The 22415-nt window shown below is 59.9% G+C and carries 20 protein-coding genes and 1 pseudogene; 12 read left to right on the plus strand and 9 right to left on the minus strand.

The window, feature by feature from the left end; translation table 11 throughout:
- Positions 1-119: 119 nt before the first annotated feature.
- Complete coding sequence (locus tag V0Z78_RS17275; RefSeq protein WP_336345928.1) at positions 120-887, minus strand: IclR family transcriptional regulator; 768 nt, start codon at positions 885-887, stop codon at positions 120-122.
- Between the two features lie 438 nt (positions 888-1325).
- On the opposite strand from V0Z78_RS17275, the pseudogene V0Z78_RS19095 reads away from it, so the two are divergent.
- Positions 1326-2064, plus strand: a pseudogene (locus tag V0Z78_RS19095) (aldehyde dehydrogenase family protein).
- 82 nt (positions 2065-2146) lie between these two features.
- Here V0Z78_RS19095 and V0Z78_RS17290 read toward each other — a convergent pair.
- A complete protein-coding gene (locus tag V0Z78_RS17290) occupies positions 2147-2938 on the minus strand; it encodes an HpcH/HpaI aldolase family protein (protein ID WP_336345930.1) in 792 nt (263 codons plus the stop codon).
- Positions 2939-3142: 204 nt separating this feature from the next.
- Between V0Z78_RS17290 and V0Z78_RS17295 the strand changes: the two genes are divergently transcribed.
- Positions 3143-4234 carry a Gfo/Idh/MocA family oxidoreductase gene (locus V0Z78_RS17295; RefSeq protein WP_336345931.1) on the plus strand — a complete coding sequence of 364 codons (1092 nt, stop codon included), beginning with the start codon at positions 3143-3145 and terminating at the stop codon, positions 4232-4234.
- Positions 4235-4270: 36 nt separating this feature from the next.
- Positions 4271-5503: a mandelate racemase/muconate lactonizing enzyme family protein gene (locus tag V0Z78_RS17300; protein ID WP_336345932.1), complete on the plus strand. Its 1233-nt coding sequence runs from the start codon at positions 4271-4273 to the stop codon at positions 5501-5503.
- Between the two features lie 154 nt (positions 5504-5657).
- Here V0Z78_RS17300 and V0Z78_RS17305 read toward each other — a convergent pair whose 3' ends face one another.
- A complete protein-coding gene (locus tag V0Z78_RS17305; protein ID WP_336345933.1) occupies positions 5658-6449 on the minus strand; it encodes a sugar phosphate isomerase/epimerase family protein in 792 nt (263 codons plus the stop codon).
- A 220-nt stretch (positions 6450-6669) separates the two neighbouring features.
- Between V0Z78_RS17305 and V0Z78_RS17310 the strand changes: the two genes are divergently transcribed.
- The 3 genes from V0Z78_RS17310 to V0Z78_RS17320 all read left to right on the plus strand — a co-directional run bounded on the left by V0Z78_RS17310 (position 6670) and on the right by V0Z78_RS17320 (position 9359).
- Positions 6670-7251, plus strand: coding sequence for a universal stress protein (locus V0Z78_RS17310; protein WP_336345934.1), 582 nt, complete (start codon positions 6670-6672; stop codon positions 7249-7251).
- 150 nt (positions 7252-7401) lie between these two features.
- A complete protein-coding gene (locus V0Z78_RS17315; RefSeq protein WP_336345935.1) occupies positions 7402-8472 on the plus strand; it encodes a 2,3-butanediol dehydrogenase in 1071 nt (356 codons plus the stop codon).
- Positions 8473-8573: 101 nt separating this feature from the next.
- Positions 8574-9359 (plus strand): hydroxypyruvate isomerase family protein, encoded by a 786-nt coding sequence (locus V0Z78_RS17320; protein ID WP_336345936.1) that lies wholly within the window; start codon positions 8574-8576, stop codon positions 9357-9359.
- 577 nt (positions 9360-9936) lie between these two features.
- Here the strand turns inward: V0Z78_RS17320 and V0Z78_RS17325 are convergent.
- Positions 9937-10305 (minus strand): MDR/zinc-dependent alcohol dehydrogenase-like family protein, encoded by a 369-nt coding sequence (locus V0Z78_RS17325; protein WP_336346136.1) that lies wholly within the window; start codon positions 10303-10305, stop codon positions 9937-9939.
- Positions 10306-10410: 105 nt separating this feature from the next.
- Entirely contained in the window at positions 10411-11508 is a 1098-nt protein-coding gene (locus V0Z78_RS17330; protein WP_336345937.1) for a Gfo/Idh/MocA family protein, read from the minus strand.
- A gap of 943 nt (positions 11509-12451) precedes the next feature.
- Between V0Z78_RS17330 and V0Z78_RS17335 the strand changes: the two genes are divergently transcribed.
- The 3 genes from V0Z78_RS17335 (at position 12452) to V0Z78_RS17345 (ending at position 15412) form a co-directional block, all read left to right on the plus strand.
- Positions 12452-13453: an ABC transporter permease gene (locus tag V0Z78_RS17335; RefSeq protein ID WP_336345938.1), complete on the plus strand. Its 1002-nt coding sequence runs from the start codon at positions 12452-12454 to the stop codon at positions 13451-13453.
- Between the two features lie 5 nt (positions 13454-13458).
- A complete protein-coding gene (locus V0Z78_RS17340; RefSeq protein WP_336345939.1) occupies positions 13459-14220 on the plus strand; it encodes an ATP-binding cassette domain-containing protein in 762 nt (253 codons plus the stop codon).
- Between the two features lie 139 nt (positions 14221-14359).
- The gene (locus V0Z78_RS17345) at positions 14360-15412 is read left to right on the plus strand and encodes a substrate-binding domain-containing protein (protein ID WP_336345940.1); all 1053 of its coding nucleotides are present in this window, start codon (positions 14360-14362) and stop codon (positions 15410-15412) included.
- Between the two features lie 297 nt (positions 15413-15709).
- On the opposite strand, the gene V0Z78_RS17350 is transcribed toward V0Z78_RS17345, so the two are convergent.
- The 4 genes from V0Z78_RS17350 to V0Z78_RS17365 all read right to left on the minus strand — a co-directional run bounded on the left by V0Z78_RS17350 (position 15710) and on the right by V0Z78_RS17365 (position 18273).
- On the minus strand, positions 15710-16255 hold the full coding sequence (locus tag V0Z78_RS17350; protein ID WP_336345941.1) for a VOC family protein: 546 nt from the start codon (positions 16253-16255) through the stop codon (positions 15710-15712).
- A gap of 309 nt (positions 16256-16564) precedes the next feature.
- A complete protein-coding gene (locus V0Z78_RS17355) occupies positions 16565-17164 on the minus strand; it encodes a sugar phosphate isomerase/epimerase family protein (RefSeq protein ID WP_336345942.1) in 600 nt (199 codons plus the stop codon).
- Positions 17165-17192: 28 nt separating this feature from the next.
- Entirely contained in the window at positions 17193-17357 is a 165-nt protein-coding gene (locus V0Z78_RS17360; RefSeq protein WP_336345943.1) for a hypothetical protein, read from the minus strand.
- A 112-nt stretch (positions 17358-17469) separates the two neighbouring features.
- Positions 17470-18273, minus strand: coding sequence for a sugar phosphate isomerase/epimerase family protein (locus V0Z78_RS17365; RefSeq protein ID WP_336345944.1), 804 nt, complete (start codon positions 18271-18273; stop codon positions 17470-17472).
- Positions 18274-18388: 115 nt separating this feature from the next.
- On the opposite strand from V0Z78_RS17365, the gene V0Z78_RS17370 reads away from it, so the two are divergent.
- The 3 genes from V0Z78_RS17370 to V0Z78_RS17380 all read left to right on the plus strand — a co-directional run bounded on the left by V0Z78_RS17370 (position 18389) and on the right by V0Z78_RS17380 (position 22079).
- The gene (locus V0Z78_RS17370; protein WP_336345945.1) at positions 18389-19366 is read left to right on the plus strand and encodes a TIGR03557 family F420-dependent LLM class oxidoreductase; all 978 of its coding nucleotides are present in this window, start codon (positions 18389-18391) and stop codon (positions 19364-19366) included.
- Positions 19367-19497: 131 nt separating this feature from the next.
- Positions 19498-21243, plus strand: a complete 1746-nt coding sequence (locus tag V0Z78_RS17375; RefSeq protein ID WP_336345946.1) for a thiamine pyrophosphate-binding protein — start codon at positions 19498-19500, stop codon at positions 21241-21243.
- Positions 21244-21245: 2 nt separating this feature from the next.
- A complete protein-coding gene (locus V0Z78_RS17380; protein ID WP_336345947.1) occupies positions 21246-22079 on the plus strand; it encodes an aldo/keto reductase in 834 nt (277 codons plus the stop codon).
- Positions 22080-22415 lie beyond the last annotated feature (336 nt).

A 22415-nucleotide genomic window follows, 5' to 3' on the forward strand; every position in this document is an offset into this window, starting at 1 on the left:
AGGAGTGATCCGTGTAGTCATCTTTCTGTGCGTAGCGTGTTCGGGAAGCACGGCGACATCTCCACTGCATCGCCGATTTCTCGTTGTGAGGATCTGATCGTTCGTAAGAAACGAACAGCTTAGGAGAACTGTGTGTTGATCTCGATAACGTTCGCTGAGCGAGTGACCATATTGGGGATCTCCTCGGTGAAGCGTTCGCCAGTCATCCGGCTTGACGGACCAGAAACGCTGAGTGCGCCGAGGATGTTCCCATCAGGACCGGTGATCGGTGCGGCGACACATTTGAGTCCCTGAATCTTCTCCTCGTTGTCGAACGCGTACCCCCGTTCACGAATCCGATCGAGCTCCTCGAACAACTCCCCACGCCTCATAATAGTCTGCGGAGTAAACTCGGGAAGGCCGTTGTGCTCAATGATGGTCTCGACACGCTCGCGTGGTAGATGCGCTAGGATCGCCTTTCCCAACGAGATACAATGCGGATATTCCCGCTTACCGACGCTCGAAGCGGACTCGACGGCCTTCTCGCCCTTCGACTTATAGAGATAGACGACCATGCCGTGTTCCTCGGTCGCGAACTGTGCCAGTTCACCACTCTCTTCCGCTAGATCGTCAAGTTCGGCTTTCGCGACTTCATAATACTCGAGGCGTTCCTTTACCGTCTCCCCAAGGTCAAGATACCGAAGGCTCAATCGATACTCAGACCCATCTCGTATTAGGTAATCACCCTGAACAAGCGTCGTGAGATGACTGTGAACTGTACTCTTCGATCTCCCCAGTTCATTCGATAGTTCAGTTACACCTGCGCGTTCCTCATGCTGCAAGTACTCGATAATGTCGAGCGCTGTTCGCACGGCCTGCACCGTCCGTTCTGATTCGTTCTGTACCATGCAGTACTGTGGATCACTGTAACACAAAGGTGTTTGGGTGTCCCGAACAGAGGCTACGGACACTCGGATCAGGCGGGATTCTCGTATCTGGGACATCGCTTCGATCTATCGTTTACGCATCCACCCGTTAGTGGGTTTCACGTAACCGTTGATATTCGTGCGAGTAGCTCCCGAAGGCACGGTACGCAACCGGTAATTCTGAGCCGATCGTTTGTACTTCGCGAACACGAAGGGCAAGAGATTTGATGACACGGCTCACAATTTTTTTAATCGCCGCTCGCTCCCTTCGCCTGCAATGGCTGGTACGCAAGAGGCGGCAGTAGACGCTGTCTCGGTGCCTAAACCGTCCGAAACTACGTAGGCGGTGAATGGACTGAATCCGACAGAAGAGACGAACAAACGATCGTCGATCCGGCGACTGGCGAGACGCTGCCATCAATGACGTTCACGCCTATCATGAGGTTGACAATGTCGTCATGTACGCTAATGACACCTTCAAGGAGTGGCGTGCCATGCCGGCGGTCGAACGGTCATAGTATCTCTTCGATCTGAAAGACGAACTGGAAGTCCGTAGTGGTGAGATCGCGCGGGCACTCTCGCGTGAACACGGTAAGACCGTCAGAGAGGCGCGTGGCGAGATTCGCCGGGGTATCGAGAACGTGGAGGTAGCAACGGGCGTTCCGAACATGCTCCAGGAAGGAAACGGTACGGTCGAGAACGTCGCCGACGGGATCAATGAGTCCGCCGTTCGACAACCCCTCGGCGTGTTCGCGGCGATCGTGCCGTTCAAATTCCTGGCGATGATTCCGCTGTGGTTCCTTCTCTACGCCGTCGCGACGGGGAACACGTTTATCTTTAAGCCGAGTGAGCGTGTCCCCTTAAGCTCACAGATCATTTCGAGGCCGTCGAGACGCTGTGAAGAACCTCGTAAACCGATGAAGCCATCGAGATGGTGAGCGGGACCCAGTACGGCAACGCTTCCTCAATCTATACCGAACGTGGCGGCGAGGCACGACGATACCGCTACGAGGTCGATGCGGGCAATATCGGGATCTGTGCCCCGATGGGCTTCTTCCACTTCGGCGGACGAAAGGAGTCGTTCTTCAGTGATCTCCACGCGCAGGGCGAGGACGCAATTAACTTCTACACCGAGAAGACGATTCAGATCGAGCGCTAGTTCAACTGACAATCCGCTCCTCTCGATTCACAACGAACGGGCGATTCTAATCAGTCGTCCGAGAAATGGACGGCACTCCGTGTTACGGCTGGTTCTGTGTTGCGCGATTGCGGCGGTTTGTAATCGCCTGATCGTACACCGTTCGGCTCTCTCGGTGCGCGTTCGAGAGGTAGGTAGTGTCCTTACCGACGATCAGGAAGTCGAACCCTCGGTCGATCCGGTCCTCAACGTCGGCGACATCGACGGTCAGTGTCCCTACGGCCACGTCGGCGGTAGCCGCGGCCTCGATGACCCGATCCATCGCGTCGGCGAGCTCTGGCGGCTCCTCCTCGCCAAACACGCCGAGTGCCCCGGAGAGATCCGCCGGGCCGACGAACAACGCGTTGATCCCCTCGACGGCTGCGATCTCCTCGACGTTCTGAAGTCCCTCGCGGGACTCAATCTGTGCGATCGTTGTGAACGAGCCGTTAGCGTTCTCGACGTACTCCGTGAACTGGTCGCCGTACTCTGTCGCGCGCCCCGAGGCGATGCCGCGACTTCCCTCCGGCGGATATCGTATCGCATCGACAAGTTCGCGGGCTTCAGCCGCACTATCGATCATGGGGACCATCACTCCGTCGACGCCGATATCGAGGACGCGCTTCAGACGGACGGGATCGTTCCAGGGGACACGGACGATGGTGTCAGTCGGGCTCTCCGACGCGTCAACGGCCCGGGTCATGTTTTCCACCGTTTCGAGGGAGATGGTAGTGTGCTCGGTATCGATGAGGACGAAGTCAACGTCGCTCGAGGCACTGACCTCGGCGACGGCTGGATGGCCGATCGACAGCCACGTTCCCATCGGATACGTCTCGTCTTCGAGTGCTCGTTGCATGTTCTCTGTCATGGCTGGTAGCTGGTGAGGGGCCGGCCGATATCGTCGCGTCATCCAGCGGCGTATCGGTCTACCGACGGCGCGCCATCATCGGCCGTGACCATCGGTCGTAGCTCCGTCGTCAGAGAATACATTGCCTTCTATATAAACATAGGGGGTCAAATACCCCAAATTATAAGATAGAATGCCGGTATTCCGAGAGTGATGCAATTTGGAATCATCGGCTGCGGGACGATTGCTCAGATCATGCACTTGCCGTATCTGGCGGAGATCCCCGAGACAGAGTTACACGCGCTCGTCGACCCGGCGATCGACCGGGCGAACGCGTTAGGGGATCGCTACAATGTCCCTCATCGGTTCGAGGAGGCGGATCAGTTGCTCGACGCGGTTGGTAGTGAGCTCGACGCGGTTGTCGTGCTAACACCCGCACATACGCACGCGGACGTCGTCGTCGACACGTTAGACGCCGACATCCCGACGCTCGTCGAGAAGCCGCTCGCCGCGACGCTTGCCGACGCTGATCGCATGGTCGAGGCCGCCGAGCGATCCGACGCGACCGCAATGGTGGCCTACATGAAACGGTACGATCCAGCGTACGAACGGGCACAACAGGAGCTCGAAACGCTGACCGACGTCGATCTCGTCACCGCCTACGACGTCGATCCGGATCACGGTCGCATCATCGACGAGGTATACGATCTCGTCGGAGGGGCACTCCCGAACGGGTTCGTTGAAGAGAGCGTCGCAGAGCGCCGCGAACAAATCAAGGAAGCCATCGATACAGACGATGAGACGCTCGTTGCCGCCTATGACTTCCAACTCGATCACGTCTGTCACGACGTGAACGCGCTTCGCGGCCTGTTCGGTGACGTGAAACGGATTAATCACGTTGAGGTCTCCGACGATCACCGATACCTCGTCGCGAACCTTGAGTACGAAGGAGGTGAACGCTGCGTACTGGAGTCCGGCGACTCCGATCGGAAGTGGTTCGAGCAGTTCATCCGCGTTGACGCGCCCAACGGAATGCTGAACCTCGAGTTCTCGAACCCGTTCATCCAAAATACGCCGACCGAACTGCGCGTGAAGTCGGGTATCAAGGAGGTGGAAGACACGACCCACACCCCCTCGTACGACGAACCGTTCAAACGTGAACTCGAACGATTCATCCATTGTGTCGAGGACGATGCCGTCGTCCGAACTACCTTCTCGGAAGCCCGCGACGATCTCGAACTCATTATCGAACTCTTTCGGACGTATCGGGCGGAAACCTCCGGCGACACTAGACAGCACGCCTAAGTGGCCTGCCGTAACACACCACATACGCTCATAACCATGTACGAAGACTTCGCTTCCGACCTCGCTGTCACGATGTGGGCCGACTTCGACGAGACGCCCGCGCGTGACGGTTCGCTCGCAACGATCACCGACCTCTCGACCGTCGTCGTCGACGGCAACTTCCCGTGGACGATCGTCAGCGTCGAGACCGAAGATGGCACCGTTGGCATCGGAGAGTGTTATCCCTCGCCGGGCGTCCACGAGGTCATCACCGACTACCTCCAACCCGTGTTGGTCGGCGAGAACCCAATGGACGTCGAACGCCTCTATTACCTGATGCGTGAGAGTCTATCCGGTCGCGGTTCACAGCAGGGGATCGGCACCATCGCCATTAGCGGCGTTGAGATCGCCCTTTGGGACCTCACCGGAAAGCTTCTCGACCAGCCGGTGTACCAGCTGCTTGGGGGGAAGATGCGCGAGTCGGTGACGGTGTACGCCGACTGTCACGCCGGCGAGGCGATGGTCTCCTCGGCGCAAGAAGGCCAGGAACAGGAGACCTACGAACCGACGGCGTACGCCCAGGCTGCACGAGCCGCGGTCGACGATGGCTTCGAGATTGTGAAGTTCGATCTCGACGTTCCATCGGGTCGCTCACTCAACCGCAAGTCACGCCACTTCGACAATCCCGAAATTGAACATAAACAACGGATCGTTGAGGCCGTCACCGACGAGATCGGTGCTGATGCCGAGGTGGCCGTTGATCTCCACTGGAACTTCAGTCCCGAGACGGCCGAACGACTCTGTCGAGCGATCGAGGGATACGGGCTCGCCTGGATCGAGGATCCGCTTCCGCCGGAGAACGCGGACGCGACCACGGATCTCGCAAACCGGGTCGACGTACCGATCCTGACGGGCGAGAACCGATATGGTCGCCACGGCTTTCGTGACCTCATTGAGGGACAAGGTGTGGCCTTTCTCGCACCTGACGTGCCGAAGGTCGGCGGCATCGCGGAGACGAAGAAGATCGCCGACGCTGCCGAGACGTACTACCAGACGCTCGTCCCGCACAACATCGGCAGCCCCGTCGCGACCGTCGCAACGGCACACGTGGGTGCGACCGTCCCAAACTTCTATGCCCTCGAGTTCCACGGACGCGAGGTGGAGTGGTGGGAAGACCTCCTCGTCCGCGACGAGCCGCTCATCCAAGAGGGGGAGATTGAGGTCCCCGATGGACCAGGCCTCGGAATCGAACTCGACTGGGACGCCGTCGAGGAACACGAGAAGTCATAGCTGCTCGAACGTCACCGGCGTTTTCTGCGGAGCGATTACCGTCCATTTCGACGGACGAACACTCGCTTGGACGTCGGAATACACGACCGATGGACCAGAACGTGTGGTCATCACTCTCTGGTCGGGATAGCAGAGCGTTCGGCAGTCTACAAGCTCAGTCGCCGCTGACCTGTCGCCAGACGTCGTAGTTCTCCTTAGCGTGGACGAGCGGTTTTTCCGTCTGATTTTCGATCTCAATGGTGTAGTGGCCGTCGTATCCGGCGTCCGACAGCGCTCCGTAGATCTCCTCGAAATCGAGGATGCCCTGGCCGAGATCGATGAACGATCGGAAGTAATTGATGACGTTGTCGAGGTGAAAGTCGGCGTTCGACAGCGCGTCACGATTCGCGGTGAAGTCCTTAACCGGATCGATGTCCTTGAGGTGAACGTAGGCGATGTCGTCGGCGAACCGCTCGATGCCGTCGGTCACGTCCCCTGAGGGGTAGTTGTCGCCGTACGGGTAGTAGTGAGCGGTGTCGAACACGAGTTCCAGTCCATCGACGGCGTCGAGGTAGCGTCGTATCTCGTCGGGTTGCTCGACCGCAGTCGCGCCGTGGTGGTGAACAAGTGGCCTCACCCCCGCGTCGAGGGCCGCGTCGCTTATCCGCGACAGCCAGCCTTCGACGGTCGACTCGTCGTGTCGACCGCGCTGTGGGGGTAGTATCCCAACGAACTCGGCCCCGAGGTCGGCGACCATCGGCATGACGTCGACCATCCGTTGGACCGCCGCCTCAGTCTCAATCCACTCCCCCATGGCGAGGTAGAGTTCGAGTCCATAGTCGTCGATCCACCGGTCGACGTTCCCGGATCCCGCAGCTTGGATCTTCTCGATACCGATCTCGACCCCGTCGTACCGGCAGGCAGCGATGTCTCCGAGCGCATGCTCGATCTCCTCGGCACCGTACATTATAGTGGTGTATCCAGTACCCATGTAGAGTACGTCGTAGCACCTCGAAAAATAGCTTCTGGATTCGATAGAGGAGATCGTAGGCGGGGCGGTCCGATCAGGCTCGTACGTCTCGAACCGGCAAAACGACCATTCTGACCGACGACGAGAGCGTCAGCGATACCCGTCTACCGCGAGTCGTCGACGGGGTTCTCGGGTGGTTCACCGTTGGGGACACGACGTGGTCTACGATCGTCGTGTCCTACGCTCTACTCCTCTCATCACGTCCCTCACGGACGAACGCTATGAATTTGCGCTTCCCGGAACCACAAGCGATATATGCACACGTCGAGTGCGTTATGACATGCCAAGATCAATAGACAGTATTCTTCTCGCTGTCGGTCCGAAGGACCGCGATCACGTCAACGCACTACTCGACGAAGCGCTCGCCGTCGCGGTCCCGACCGGAGCGACGGTCTATCTCCTCCACGTGTTTCCGCGTGGGGAGTACGAAGACCTCCTCGACCAAATGCAGATGGAATCTACGGCCGGGACTATCTCACCTGACGAGCTCGCGGCACGCCATGAAAGCATCAGTACGCCAGCGACCCGACTCGAAAAGGCCGATATCGACTACGAGATCCGTGGTATCATCGGGGATCCGGATTCCGAAATCGTTCGCGTGGCGAGCGACCTCGGCGTCGACCGAATCGTCATCGGAGGGACCGGGCGGTCACCGGCCGGCAAGGCCGTTTTCGGCGACCACGCCCAGCAGGTGCTTCTCAACGCGCCCTGCCCCGTGACGTACGTCCAGCGGGACTGAACGGACCCTCGTGGTGAACCACGACATGCTTGGAAAGCAGCCGGAGTTCGTGTTGCGATATCCTCCCGGATTTGATAGAAAACCATTTATCTTCAGGACGAATCCACTCACACGGATCGTCAACACGAACGCGACGATCAGGATCAACCAATGAAAGCAGCACGATTCCATAACGGAGGCGACGTTCGCGTAGAGGACATCGAAAACACCCCGATCGGAGAGACGGACGTCCGCATCGAGATCGAAGCCTGTGGTATCTGCGGGTCCGATCTACACGAGTACCGGGTCGGCCCACATATCACGTCCCGTGAACCGAACCCTCGAACCGGCCAAAGTATTCCGATCACCTTAGGCCACGAGTTCAGCGGGACGGTGAGCGAAGTCGGTTCGAACGTCTCACGCATTACCACCGGAGATCGCGTGACGGTCGAACCGAACATCCCCTGTAGCGACTGTCTCTACTGCGAAGACGGGAAGTACAATCTCTGTAAGAACGCCACAGCCGTCGGGTTCCATACCGGAACTGGCGGGTTCGCGGAGAACGCCGTCGTTCCCGAACAGCAGGTGCACGTCCTTCCCGATGGCGTCCCACTGGAGGACGGTGCGCTCGTCGAACCGCTCGCCGTCGGCCTCCACGCTGTTCGGCAGTCGGGGCTCCAAGCGGGCGACACGATCGGCGTGTTCGGCTGTGGTCCCATCGGGCTCACGGTCATCCACGCTGCGGTTGCAGCCGGGGCGAAGCGCATCTTCGTGTCGGAGCCGAACGAGAGCCGCCGCGAGGTCGCTCTCGAACTCGGTGCCGACGTCGGCATCGATCCGATGGAGGAAGACGCAGTCGACACGATCAAGGAAGAGACCGACGACGGTGTGGAGATCGCCTTCGAGTTCGCCGGAATCGGCCCCGCGTTAAACGCAGCCGTCCAGAGCACACAGCACGACGGAACGATCACGGTCGGGAGTCTCAACGACTCGGAGATCCAAATCAACATGAACGACATCGTCACGACCGAACGAACGGTGGTCGGGACGAACTGCTACGGATTCCCCCCGCGGTCGTTCAGGACCGAATTCGATGCCATCATCCAGTCGCTCGCAGCCGGCGACATCGACACCGACGCGTTCGTCACGGGCCGGATCGACCTGGAGGACATCACCGAGGAGGGGTTCGAGGCGTTACTCGACTCCGAGACCGACCACGTGAAAATCTTGGTCGAGCCATAGTACTCCCCCCATATTCCCAACAGATAGCACCATCACATGTACTCGTTACTCGAATCGAAGACACGACAGCGAACCGCCGGCCAGAAACGGACGATGCGACGATGATTCGACCGTCGATCTGTCTGGAGATGATCTACGAGGACGTGTCGTTCGTCGACCGCATCGATCGCGTCGCCGATCACGGCTTCGATACGGTCGAGTTCTGGACGTGGCCCGACAAGGACCTCGACGCCGTCGAGGCCCGTCTCAACGAACACGACGTGTCCATCGCCGGGATGGCCGCGAACACGGAACCTCGACGACCCGAGGAACTCAAGCGGCCGCTGACGGACCCGACAAAGCAGGACGCGATCGTCACCGATTTCGAGGAGTCGATCGAGGTCGCGAACCGACTCGACTGTCCGAACCTCATCGTCCTCGTCGGACCGGAGGTAGAGCACACGCACGCGGAGATGTACGACAGTGTCGTCGACTGCCTTCGAGAGGTCGCACCGACGGCCGAAGCCGCGGGTATCACCCTGATTGTCGAGCCACTCAACACCGCCGTCGATCACGAGGGCTACTTCCTCGAACGATCGAGCGTCGGCTTCGATATCGTCCGCGAAGTCGACAGTCCGGCGGTGAAGATCAACTTCGACATCTACCACCAGCAGATCAGCGAGGGAAACATCATCTCGACCGTGACGGAGAACCTCGACGCAATCGGCCACCTCCACGTCGCGGATGTTCCGGGCCGCCACGAGCCCGGAACGGGAGAGCTGAACTATCCGAACATTCTCGCAGCGGTCGACGACGCGGGATACGACCGCTACGTCGGCTTCGAGTACACCGCCGCGGTGGACGACGACAGGGCGCTGACCGCGATTCGAGAGCTGGTGACGGAGTAGATCGTCTTAGGTAGATCTCGACGCACGCGACGATTAGGTCACCTATCTTACGGATGGAGGTACGAGGACGATCCCGTTAATCGCATCGACCACGGCACGATGTCCGTCGCCATCGTATCGGTTCCATAGTCTGACGTCCACAAAGATCCCGACACCGAACCGGGACAGTCAACTGCCGTATCCGTGATCCACGAGACGACGCGAGTGAGGTGAATGCTCGAATCGAGTGATAGTCCCCCTTGTTTGCGTCACCGTTCGCGGCGCTTCAAGCCGTCTCGGTCGACTACGGGACGTCCAACGAGAAGTAGGCCAGCCGACCGCTCACGTCGCCGCGGCAGTCGTCAGTGCGACCCCCGCGGTCCTCGCGACGATAGGTCTGCATCCGAGACTGGAAGCACGCGTCGCGTTAACAGATGATCGGCGCGGTGAACTGGCTCGCGTGCGTCTCCGCGCTTCAGCCCGCAGTCATCCCGGCGGTCCCACTCACGAACGTCTATCCGCTCTTCCTCGTCACCATTCTCCTACGCGCTCGTCCGACGGCTGCCGACGTCGGTCTCCGTGGAGCGTGTCGCTTCCCTCATCGATCGAACGAGACGACCGTCTTGATCGTCTCGTCCGAATCCGCGAGCGTCTCGTCGATCTCCTTGACCCTGTACACGCCGGACACCAAGTCGTCGAGCAGTTCGTTTGGTGTCTCGTCAAGCCACGCGGCGGCTGCCTTGAAGTAGTCGCGTCGGGAGTTGACCACCCCGAGAAGGGCCTTGTTGGTGGTGACGAGTTCCGCGTGGAAGGCGGCGTCGATCTCGAACGTCTCCGATATCGGAAGGCTCTGGAGCGTCGCGACACCGTTGGGAGCCAGTACGTTCACGACGTCGATCGCGTGTCTCGCGTATGCCGTCGTCTCGAAGAAGGGAACAGCGCAATAGCTTGCATTTGTGCGTGTGATGTGATATCCAGACGGGTATTAGAACGTCCACAAGATGTGAGCGTCCGGTTTTCGACGTGCTAGTGCCGTCGAAAGTGCAGGGGAATGGTTCTCGACTGGGTCGATTCAGAGCGTCACGCGCGAACCAGTACGGTGGCTCCGCTTGACCGCGTCAACTATCTCCTGGATGGCGAGACCGTCCTCAAAGTCCGGTCTGTACTCACCGTCCTCCGCGACCGCGGAGAGGAACTCGTAGTTCTCGTGAACGAAGGCGTGTTCCCAGCCGATGATGTGGCCCGTTGGCCACCATGCGTCCATATACGGATGGTCGTCGTCGGTAACCAGGATGCGCTCCCAGCTATCGTTGTCTCCGGTCATCACTTCCAGTTCGTTCAGCCGCTCCATATCAAACCGGAAGCCCCCGTCCGTTCCATACACTTCGATGGCGTTATTCCCCTTGTGTCCCGTCGCGACGCGTGACCCCTCCATGACGCCCATCGCCTCCGATTCGAAGTCCACGAGGGCGGAGTACTCGTCGTCGGTCGTCACCGGTCGCGTCTCGTCCGTTCCCTCGACGGGGCGCTCGTCGACGAAGGTCTTGAGCTGGCCCATGACCGAGTCGACTTCCCCGACGAGCCATCGGGCGAGGTCGATCGTGTGGGCCCCGACATCGCCGAGGACGCCTGTCCCGGCCATGTCGGCATCGTTGCGCCACGACCACGGGAAGTCCGGATCCGCGGACCAGCCTTGCAAGTACTGCCCGCGGAACCGCCGGATGTCGCCGAACGCGCCGGCGTCGGTCATCCGTTTTGCCAGTTGCATCGCGGGCACGTAGCGATAGTTGAACGCCACGCCGGCAAGGGCGTCACTCTGGCGTGCGGCTGAGGCCATTAGTTGGGCTTCGTCGAGTGTAGGTGCAAGCGGTTTCTCACAGAAGACGTGGATGTCGTTCTCCAGGGCGGCCACGGTCGGCTCGACATGGACATGGTTCGGCCCGAGGTTGTACAGGATGTCGACGTCGCCGATGGCCGCTTCCCAGTCGGTTTCGACGCGGTCGAAGCCGAACCGGTCGGCAGCCTCCTCGACGGCGTCTCGATTCCGGCCGATGAGGACCGAGCGCTCGACCTCGGGCACGTCGGGGAAGAACATCGGCAGCCTGTCGAGTGCGTTCGCGTGCGCTTTACCCATAAATTGGTAGCCGAGGAAGCCAGTGGTGAGTGTCATCGTTGTGGGTTATGTGTCAGATCGTCCAGCCCGGGATCCAGTGGCCCGTGAGGTCGGCGCATCGTGCACCGGCGTCGATACACAATAGCGGCTCACGTGAGGTAGCCACATACGCGTACTGCGGCTACTGTAATAACCGTCCGGGTTTCGATGATGTCCACGTCGGTGGATTCAACCGATCCGTGCGGTCCGTCGTTCGAATCGGCGGTTCAATCCTCGACTCAGGGTTCTCACAGGTGGTCAACGTAATGCTCCGCGGGCTGTTCGGCGAGGTCAAGCGCATCGATCGAGTGAACGTCTTCGCCACGAGGTGGTACGTCTCGGCACCTTCTTTTACGAGGACGACATCTGGTTGAGACAGGCGATTCCGGCCGGAAGTGGTTCGGGGAGTTCGTTTGCGTCGATGGACAGACGGAATGGGCAAGGTCGACTTCTCGAACCCGCTCATCGAGAATACGCCGACCGGACTCCATGGTACCGACGACATCGAGAAACTCTCGGATACGGTTTATACGCCGTCGTATGGTCGAGCGTCTCAAGCGGAAAATAGCGTACTTCCTCGAGTATCGAGAGCGAAGCTGACGCCCATATCATGTTCGCCGAAGCGCGCGAGGACCTCCGCGTCATCATCGACCTCTTTCGGACGTATCGGGGGGAGCGCCCCCGAGCCGACCTGGAGGGTTAGCAATCGCAGCGACTAGCACCAGTCGGTCTCCACGTCCACGAAGGCAAGCGACGAACCGTGGGTGAACGCTCACCCATCGGATTCCATATCCGTACACTCTCACGTGGTTGAGTCGCCGATTCTCCCGTGACAGTACCAGAAACTCGACAGAAAGCCTGGCACGTGGTCTTTGATGCACTCTCCACCATTACTCCAAACCGGGCATCTCGTTTAAGAACACCCCAAGTTTTATGTATCGTAGTGGTGATTGACACACTCATGGGTGCGGAAACACAGACTGCAAATTTCGATAGAGTCACAGCCCCGATAATCGAGTATCTAATAAAGTATCCTGTACTGGTTGCCATCCTGACATGGCTCGGCGTCACCGGGATATTCGTCGTCCTGAACCCATCAGTGATGACTCAGGCGAACATCTGGGGGAACATCTTCCGCCAGACGGCACTGATCGGTCCGGTAGCGATCATGGTCGCCGTACTGATGATCGGTGGCGACTTCGACATGACCGTCGGTGCCAACTACGCAATGTCGGCGATGGCTTTCATCCTCATTATCAATCAGGGGATCCCCCCAGTCGTTGCGATCCTCATGACCCTCGCACTGGGTGGCATGGTCGGGTTACTAAATGGGGCCATGGTGACGGCCACCGGCATCCACTCCTTTATCATCACGCTGGGCGGCTGGTTCTCCATCCGGGGGGCCCTGCTGTTGCTCTTCAGCGGGAGCGCGAGGCTGGAAAGCGATGTCGCGCTCATGCAGATCTTCAGCTACGAATTCGGTGCCGGTTTCGAGGCGCTGGTCCTGTGGATGTTCCTCGTCTTGCTCGGGGCGCTGTACCTCGTCCACCGGACGAGCTACGGGAACCATCTCTATGCGGTCGGGAGCGACAAGGACGCCGCACGCGCCAGGGGTATTCGAGTTACCCGGACTCGTATCATCGCGTTCACGCTGACCGGTATGGCCGCCTCGTTCGCTGGCTTGATGCACGTCGCACGGTTCGGGTCTGCCCGTCCCGTTCTCCAGACGGAACTCCCGCTGGTGGCAATCGCGGCAGCCGTCCTTGGCGGCTGCGCACTGTTCGGCGGCCGGGGGAGCCCGAACGCAGGATTCTTCGGCGCGCTGACCTTCGGGACGTTCGGTGCCGGATTGGTCGCGGCTGGCGCGAGTTCGTCCTGGTACCAGTTCTTCGTCGGAATAGTCCTCGTCGGTGCAGTGGTGTTCAACAGGTACGTTGATCGGCTACGACAGGAAAAACGGTGATCAGAATGAGCGAAAGAAACCAACTACTACGGCTGAACGACATCAAGAAGAGTTTCGGTTCCATCCGGGCACTCGAAGGAGTGTCCCTGGAAGTGAACGAAGGGGAGGTCCTCGCACTCATCGGCGACAACGGTGCCGGCAAAAGCACCCTCATCAAGTCCATCGTCGGTTACCACCAGCCCGATTCAGGCGAGATCTACTGGAAGGGCGAGCGCGTCAACTTCAAGAACCCTGACGAAGCTCTAGAGCGGGGGATCAGCGTCGTCTACCAGGACATGGAGCTGATCCCGTCGCTGACGGTCGCCCGAAACCTGTTTCTCGGCAAGGAGCCGACGAACCGCTTTGGACAGCTCGACTTCGACCTGATGTACGACGAGACGAAGAAGGTCCTGGACGACATCGGTCTGGCGTCGATGAACGACCCCGAGTTGCCGGCGGAGAACCTCTCAGGCGGCGAAGCCCAAAGCATCAAGATCGGCCGAGCCCTACACTTCGATGCGGACCTCTTGATCCTCGATGAACCGCTCCGTAACCTCTCGGTGAAAGAATCCGAGAAGGTCCTAGAGACGGTCGAGCGGACGAAAGAGCAGGGGATCGGCACCATATACATTTCGCACAACATCTTTAACGCCTACGATGTCGCCGATCGATTCCACCTCCTCGATTCGGGTAGGACGATAGATGAGTTCACCAAGGAGGAGATCGGTAGCCCGAAGGAACTAATCGAGCAGATGAAGAAGGTCGCCACGCAGAGACCTTCCCCGTAGCCGACCGGAACCTCGGAGCCACCATCGAGACAGCTGCGTGAGCCGTCGACGACGCGTGAAGCGTGAGTGGCGGCGTAGATCGGACGTAGGAGGATAATCGATACATTTATTATGTAATGTTTATTGGTATCAAACGGTCATGATTCCCAGGCAGCTCCCTGACAGCTTTGAGTCCGAACAGCTATCCCGGCGCCAAGCATTGGCGACGATCGGTGCGGCCGGAGTGGCCAGCCTCGCCGGATGTGCCGGCGGTGATGGTGGGTCCGGAGGCGGCGGCAATCAAGCGCAAGACATCGAGATACGGTACATTCCACACGGAGCGCCAAGTGAGGACCCGTTCTGGGAGGCCCAACAGCAGAGCTGGGACACTGCCGTCGACCAGCTCGGCGTGGAGGCAGCCTATCAAGCTCCGGAGGAATCATCGAATTTCCCCGAACAGGTTGATAATATCGAAACAGCCATCGACGCTGGCGTGGACGGTATCGCGGTAACGTTACCCGATCCGCCGCTATTCCAAGACGCGCTCCAGCGCGCCGCCGACGAGGGTATCTACGTAACCGTCACAAATGTCACCGAGAGAGGCGAGAAAACAATGCCCTGGCAAGGGTACATTGGCCAAGACGAGGCTGAGGTTGGCGAGGCATTGGCAAGTCAGACGCTCCCTCTGTTCGAGAGTGAAGCCGGCTCCCCACCGAGCGGTGTCGTGATTCTCAACCACGACCCGGGTCACTCGGCGCTCCAGCTCCGCCAAGAGGGGATCCAGAGTGTTCTTAGCGATAATAACGTCCCCCACGACTGGATCGAGGTACCACCGGGTGATCCCTCGGGCGTGATCAGCCAGCTCGGCAGCCATCGCGCGAGCAATCCCGACGTGAACCTCGTCTTCTCACTCGGCCCGGCACCTGGGGAGGCAGCGTTAGGCTACATCCAGGACGAAGGCCTCGAGGGCGAGGTGTACCACGCTGGCGTCGATATCTCCCAAGACCAGGCCAACGCGATCGAAGAGGGTTACAATCTGGCACAAGTCATACAGCAACCGGCATTACAGGGCTACCTGGCGGCTCACTACCTCGCGTCAAATATCCAGTGGGGTATTCTGACCCCGGAGCACACGCCAACGGGCCCGACGTTCGTTAGCGCGGACAATGTCGACACAGTCCTGACGCAGATCGAGACGTTCGGCGTCGCCTGAGTCGCCAAGTTTCTTTAAAATCGATCCGTCAGTCCGGCGTTATTACTCCTCACTTCCCTCGGTCACACACGTCGAGAAGTCTGAAACCGGTGGGATGACTTCCAAGCGGTCTCTGAGAACTCGGACATTAACGGTAATAGTCATCTAACAATATCATCGGATGAGAATGCACATCGCCAATCGGACCTACAAATCCCTTCAAGACATCGATTCTGGTGGAAATTCAGTTCCCTGTTCGATGACACTGCGAAGCCAAGCGCGTCACTCAAGCATCATCGACAGCTTGGGAAAGTAAAGTCAGTAATTTATATCGTCCTCGGTAGCGTCGCCATCACTCGACATCGGATAGACGTACTTCGGGCCTGGGTCGATGTCACCCCCCGCGAGTGTCTCGAAGTAAAGTCCATCCAGTAGATCGGTCGTATCGAAATATATGTAGTGCGTATCATACCACTTCCCTTCTTGTACGATCGGAATTCCCGAATTCGTGATCGTCTCGGCGGCGTTGTACGGATCATCGAACTCGAAGCAGGCGATATGATGAATTCCTTCGCCATGTTCATCGAGGAAGTCTCGGTGAACACTAGAGCCCTCAAGCGGTTCAATGATTTCAACTTCGAGATCGCCACATTCGGCGTATCCGATATCAAACGCCGGATTCGTCGGCTCACCGTAGTAGTATCCGTCCTCGTGTTCCGGTGGACCAATGTAGTAGACATCCCAAGGTTCGATACCAAGAGTCCGCCGGTAGCGCTCCATGGCCTCATCGAGATTTTCGGTGACGAATGCGATTTGGCTGATCTCCGGAACTTCAATGCCTATATCTGGAACAGCAATATCCATAATATAGGAATTGGCGATTCGAGTCAAATAACTACCGATGTGACGAGAGGAAGACGAGAGCCCCCAGCGGAGGAGGTTCAGTGGTAGAGGTGACGCCCGAAGAAGCGAAGGAGGACGTCGAACTGATCGCTGAGCTGTTCCGAGAATTCGACGAAGCGCAGAACGGGTGAACGGTCGAAACCCTGTGGCGCCGTATCGTTTCCGCCACTCGGTTACTGACCGGGAGGTCAGCAGTACTTGATCGATGATCGATGACGGTGAGGCCGCCGCGCTTCGAGGCGATGCTATCGATATGGGATGGAATGCGCACTATTCGCTCCTCGCGGCGAGCCAGTGGTCAAAGGTTCGCTTGGCGTGGACCAGCGTGTCGGTCGTCTGCTTCTCCATTTCGATGGTAACGTGGCTATCGTACCCGATCTCGGAGAGCACATCCGCGACGCCTTCGAAGTCGATCACGCTATCTCCGAGGTCGGAGAGTGCGTAGTAGAACAGGATGACGTTCGCGAGGTTGAACGTGCCAGAGGACAGCGCCTCGATGTAGTCAGGGAAATAGGACATTGGATTGATATCTTTGAGGTGAACGTACTCGATGTCGTCGGCGAACCGCTCAATGCCGTCGGTGACGTCCTCGCTGAACGCGTTCTCGCCGTACAGATACTCGTGTGCACTGTCCCAGAGCAGTCCGAGATTCTCGGGACAACGCTCGAACCATGCTTCGGTTTCATCGGGCTGCTCGATATGCGTCGCGTCGTGGTGGAGCAGCGGCGTGACGCCTGTGTCCGCCGCGGCGTCACAGACGCGCGTTATCCACGTCTCTAATAGATCGTCGTCGTCGAGGAGTCCCCGTTGAGGCGGAAACATCCCGATGAACTCCGCGCTGAGGTCGGCCGCGGTGTGCGCCCTTCGCAATGGCGTCGGCCTCTTCCTCCGATTCGAGTCATCCTCCCCTCAGCATGTACAGGTCAAGGTCGTACTCGTCTAAGCGGTCACCGACGACGTCGCTCCCGTAGGCGTCCACCTCCCCGAGGCTCATCTCGACGCCGTCGTACCGATAGACCGCGATCTCGTCAATAGCCTGGCCAAACGACTCCTCGTCGTACATGATAGTCGTATAACCGACTCCCATACGTCTTCTACCTGTACCTATCGCCAAATAGATTCGAGGATCGATAGGAGCGATCAAGGCCGGCGTACCCGTCCACCGCCACGAGCCGCTACCGATCGGTCGCCTTGCGCAGATGGGTGATGTTACGTTTGGCGTGGACCAACGGCAGTGACCGCTGATTTTCGATCTCGACCGTCTGGTGGCCGTCGTAGTCGATGCGGTCAAGCGCTTGATCGACCGCACTGAAATCGAGGACGCCGTCACCGAGGTCGATGAACGAACCGAAGTAGGTGACGATGCTGTCGTAATCGACCTTGCCGGCGCTCAGGTTCGCGACGTGGCTGTCGAAATCCGACGGCGGGTCGATGTCCTTGAGGTGGACATAGGCGATGGCGTCCGCGAATCGCTCAATCCCTTCGGCGACGTCGCCGTAGGCGTAGTAGTGAGCGGTGTCGAACACCAGTTCGAGATTATCCGGCCCATCGTCGAGCCACCGGCGGATCTCCTCGGGTTGCTCGACGTGGGCGCCGGCGTGATGATGGAGAACGGGAACGACGCCGGCGTCGTCCGCGGCCGCACCGATCTCGTCGATCCACCGCCCGAACGTCTCATCGTCGACGACGCCCCGCGGCGGCGGAAGGATGCCGAGGAACTCCGCGCCGAGGGCGGCCGCCGTTTCGGTCCCCTCGATGGCCTCCTCTACGTCCTCCTCGTCGTTCAGCCAACCGGCCATCACGCAGTAGAGCTCGAGGTCGTACTCCTCGAGGCGGTCCTCAAGCGTGTCGATTCCGATCGCGTTGACTTTCGGGAACCCGATCTCGACGCCGTCATACCGACAGGCGGCGATGTCACCGAGGCCCTCCGAGACGATCTCGTCGGGGTCGTACATGAGGGTCGCGTATCCAAGACCCATGTCTTCGGATCTCTCACGTGCCACAAAAACGTTTCGTGCCAACGGTTCGGTTCATGACGGGTTCACTATGGGTTTGGAAACGCCTTTACGGCCGCTCCCGGAACGGGAGACCAGCATGGTCGCGATCGATTACATGGCCCACCAGGAGCAGTACAGCCCGAGCGAACTACTCGAGTATGCCGGACTCGCCGAGGAGGCCGGCTACGACTTCGTCTGGACCTCCGATCACTTCCACCCGTGGTTCCACACCGACGCCGAAGCGGGCTTCGCGTGGTCGTGGCTCGGGGCCGCGAGCCAGCAACTCGACCTGCCGATCGGAACCTACGTGACTCCCGCCGCCGAGCACTACCATCCCGGGATGATCGCGCAGGCGTTCGCCACCATCGGGGAGATGCACGATGACCGGGTCGTACTGGGACTCTCCACCGGCGAGGCGATGAACGAGAAGCCGCTCGATCACGAATGGCCGGAGTACGACGTGCGCCGCGATCGGCTCGAGGAGACCATCGAGATCGTCCTCGAACTGTTCGAACGCGACGACTTCGTTAGCTATGACGGTGAGCACTTCGGGCTCGACGACGCACACCTCTACACGAAGCCGAAGACCCGCCCGGAGGTCCACGTCGCCGCCAACGGCCCGAGCACCGCGCGACTCGCAGCACGCTACGCCGACGGGTTCATGACGGTCATTACCGGTGAGGAGTTCACCGAGCGACTCTACCCCGCGGTCCGGCGGTACGCTCGCGAGGAGGGGCGCGATCCCGACGAGATAGAGACGACGGTGCTGGTGATCGTCTCCTACGACGAGGACTACGAGCAAGCCTACGAGGCCACCCGTCCGTGGTGGGCAACGACCCAAGACGTGTTCGATCGGGCGATCGCCGATCCCAGGAAGATCGAGGCCCTCGGCGAGCAGGCCACGCGCGAGGAGGTCGAGGAGAAGTTCCTGATTGCGGACGATCCGTCCAAGATCGCTGCGGAGATCGAGCATCTCGAAGAGATGGGCTTCGATCGGATCGCGCTCGCGAACACCAGCCCGGAGCCCGAGCGGCTGTTCGAAGTCATGGGAACCGACGTGATTCCCTCGCTGTAACGTCAGTATCCTCCGCGACCCGGTCGCCAGCCGACACCGGATGGAACGTCTCGGCCGGTGACGAATTGACGCGTCGGACGCGTATCGAGGCCGAATCTTTATCATACAGGAATTCGATCGATAGATTACGCATGCCGAGACTCACAGGCGGCGAGATCATCGCCAACTATCTCGAGAAGGAGGGCGTGGAGTACCTGGTCGGAATTCCGGGACACGGGAGTACGAACCTACTGGACGCCTTCAACGACTCGTCAGTCGAAGTGATCCAGCCCCGCCACGAGCAGGGCGCGGCCCACCTCGCGGACGGGTACGCCCGCGCTTCGGGGGAGCCGTTAGCGGTGTTCACCTCGATCGGTCCGGGCGCGACCAACACGGTCACGGGCGTCGCGACAGCCTACGTCGACTCGATCCCGATGGTAGTGTTCACCGGCGCGCCCCAGACCCACGAGTACGGCGAGGGGATCCTCCAGGAGATCGATCGCCAGAAACCCGGCGACTTCCCCAGCGTCATGGAACCAATCACCAAGCAGAGCTTCGTCGTCGACGACGTCGAACACCTCCCCCGCGTGCTCCGGCGCGCGTTCCAGCTCGCGTTGACAGGCCGTCCCGGCCCGGTGCACGTCGACGTCCCCATGGACGTTCAGGGTTCGGCCGCGGACGTCGAACTTCCCGATCCGGCGCATTCACGCGCTCACAGTCGCACGGGCGGCGATCCCGACTCGGTGAGCGAGGCGGCCGACCTGCTGGCCGACGCCGAACGGCCCGTACTCGTCCCCGGCGGCGGGACGATGCTCGCGGAGGCCTGGGACGAAGTCCAGGCGCTGGCCGAGCACCTGAAGGCGCCAGTCATCCCCACGTTCCAGGCGAAGGGCATTATCCCCGAGGATCACGAGCTGTTCGTCGGCTATGCGGGGTGGATCGGCTCGACGGCGGGCAACGAGCTCGCGAGCAACGCTGACGTCGTCCTCGCGGTCGGCTGTCGGTTCTCGGATCTCCACACCTCCTCGTTCGAGCCGGGCGTCAGCTTCGAGATCCCACCGAGTAAGCTGATCCACGTCGACATCGATACGCGCGAGATCGGCAAGAACTATCCCGTCGAGGTAGGCATTCAGGGCGACGCGAAGGTCGTCACCCAACAGCTCTACGAGGGGGTCTCCGATCGCATCGACGAGGTGTCGACCGAGAACAACGAGTACTACGACGAGATCCAGGAGCTCTGGGAGGAGTGGGAACAGCTCATCGAGGAGCGACGGACCGACGACGTACCGATGTCCATCTCGCGCGTCTTGGGGGGGCTCCGTGAGGTGCTTCCCCGCGAAGGGATCGTCGTTTCCTCGGCGGGCCAGCCCCAGGAAACGACGAATCCGCAGTTTCCGGTCTACGGCCCCCGGACGAACATCTCGTGTGGAGGTTTCTCGACGATGGGGTTCGGGGTTTCGGCCGCCATCGGCGCGAAACTCGCCCGACCGGACCGGCCGGTGGTCGATATCGAGGGCGACGGTTCGTTCCTCATGAGCAACCAGGAGGTCGCCTGCGCCGTCGAACACGACATCGACGTGACGTGGCTCATCCTCAACAACCACGGGTGGAAGTCGATTCGTAACCTGCAGGTCGATAAGTACGGCTGGGATCGGGTGCTCAACACGCCGTTCAACGAGGAGACCGACGTCGATTACATGAAGATGGCTGAGGCGTTCAACGTCGGTTACACTGAGCGAGTAGTCAAACCCGAGAACCTCGGGGATGCGCTCGGTGGCGCCATCGAGCACGACGGGCCGGCGATCGTCGAGGCGTTCGTCGAACCCGACAACCCCGACTCCGGCGCGATCGTCACCGGCGAGTGGGACCTCGCCGACCTCGAGAAGGAGGTGGAGTGACCATGGCGATCACGGAGCTCGATGAGCATCTGTTCGAGGCCGAGCAGTTCAGTCCGGGACTGGGGACGTACACCCTCACCGACGACGAGGGCACGGCGATCATTCGGGACGCGTTAGAGGCAGGCTACTGCCACGTCGACACCGCTCGCCTCTACGGCAACGAGGCGGAGGTCGGCGACGCACTCGAGGCCGCCGCCGTCGACCGCGAGAATGTGCTCGTGGCAACGAAGGTAGCCCACTTCGAGGAACCCGAGAAGACGCCCGAGTACGTCCGTACTGCGGTCGAGGAGAGCCATGAACGTTTGGGAACCGAGACGCTCGACCTGCTCTACCACCACTGGCCCCGCGATGGGTCCGACGTCGAGACGGTGCTGCCGGTCCTCGAGGAGCTGGTCGAGGAGGGCAGTGTCGCAAACGTGGCCGTGAGCAACTACCCGATCCGCTATCTCGAGCGGATCGACGACCTGATCGGCCTCTCCGTCATCGCAAACCAGGTGGAGATGCATCCACTGCTCCAGCAAGAGGAACTCCATGAGTACGTCCGCGAGCACGGAATGTACCTCGTCGCATACTCGCCGATCGCACAGGGCGAGGTGTTCGACGTACCGGAACTGGTCGAGATAGCCGAGAAACATGACACTACGCCGGCGGCGGTCAGCATCGCTTGGCTGCTCGGAAAGGAGGGGGTCGTCCCCATCCCTCGTTCGAGCAGTCGCGAACACATCGAGGCGAACCTCGCCGCCCGCGATGTAGAGCTCGATACCGAGGACGTCAAGCGAATTGAGTCGATCGATCGCGAGAAGCGTCTCGAGGACCCGGACTGGATGCAGTGGTAGCGTAGGCAGTATGACGAACATCCGAACATTCGTGATCTGCAGGGTGATTCGGTTCGGGCATTGCCACGCGGTTGCAATTTTTTTTTTTGGAGTTGTTACATCTGTAATACCCCCTGCGAACGGGGCAATAACTTCGATCCGCGGTCCATAGTTTGATCAGGTGCTTAGTCGCTCAACCGGACGGGTCATGGAGCAACGTCGAGGGACCGGTCGGTTGCTCAATCAACTGAGAACCAGCCAGTCGTCAACGAGCATCGCGAACACCTCGTCGTGATCGACGGAGTCGCTCCTCAGAACCGAATTCATCGAAGGAACCCAACTCGAAGGACCGGCTGT

This window comes from Halalkalicoccus sp. CG83, assembly GCF_037081715.1.
Classification (GTDB): Archaea; Halobacteriota; Halobacteria; order Halobacteriales; family Halalkalicoccaceae; genus Halalkalicoccus; species Halalkalicoccus ordinarius.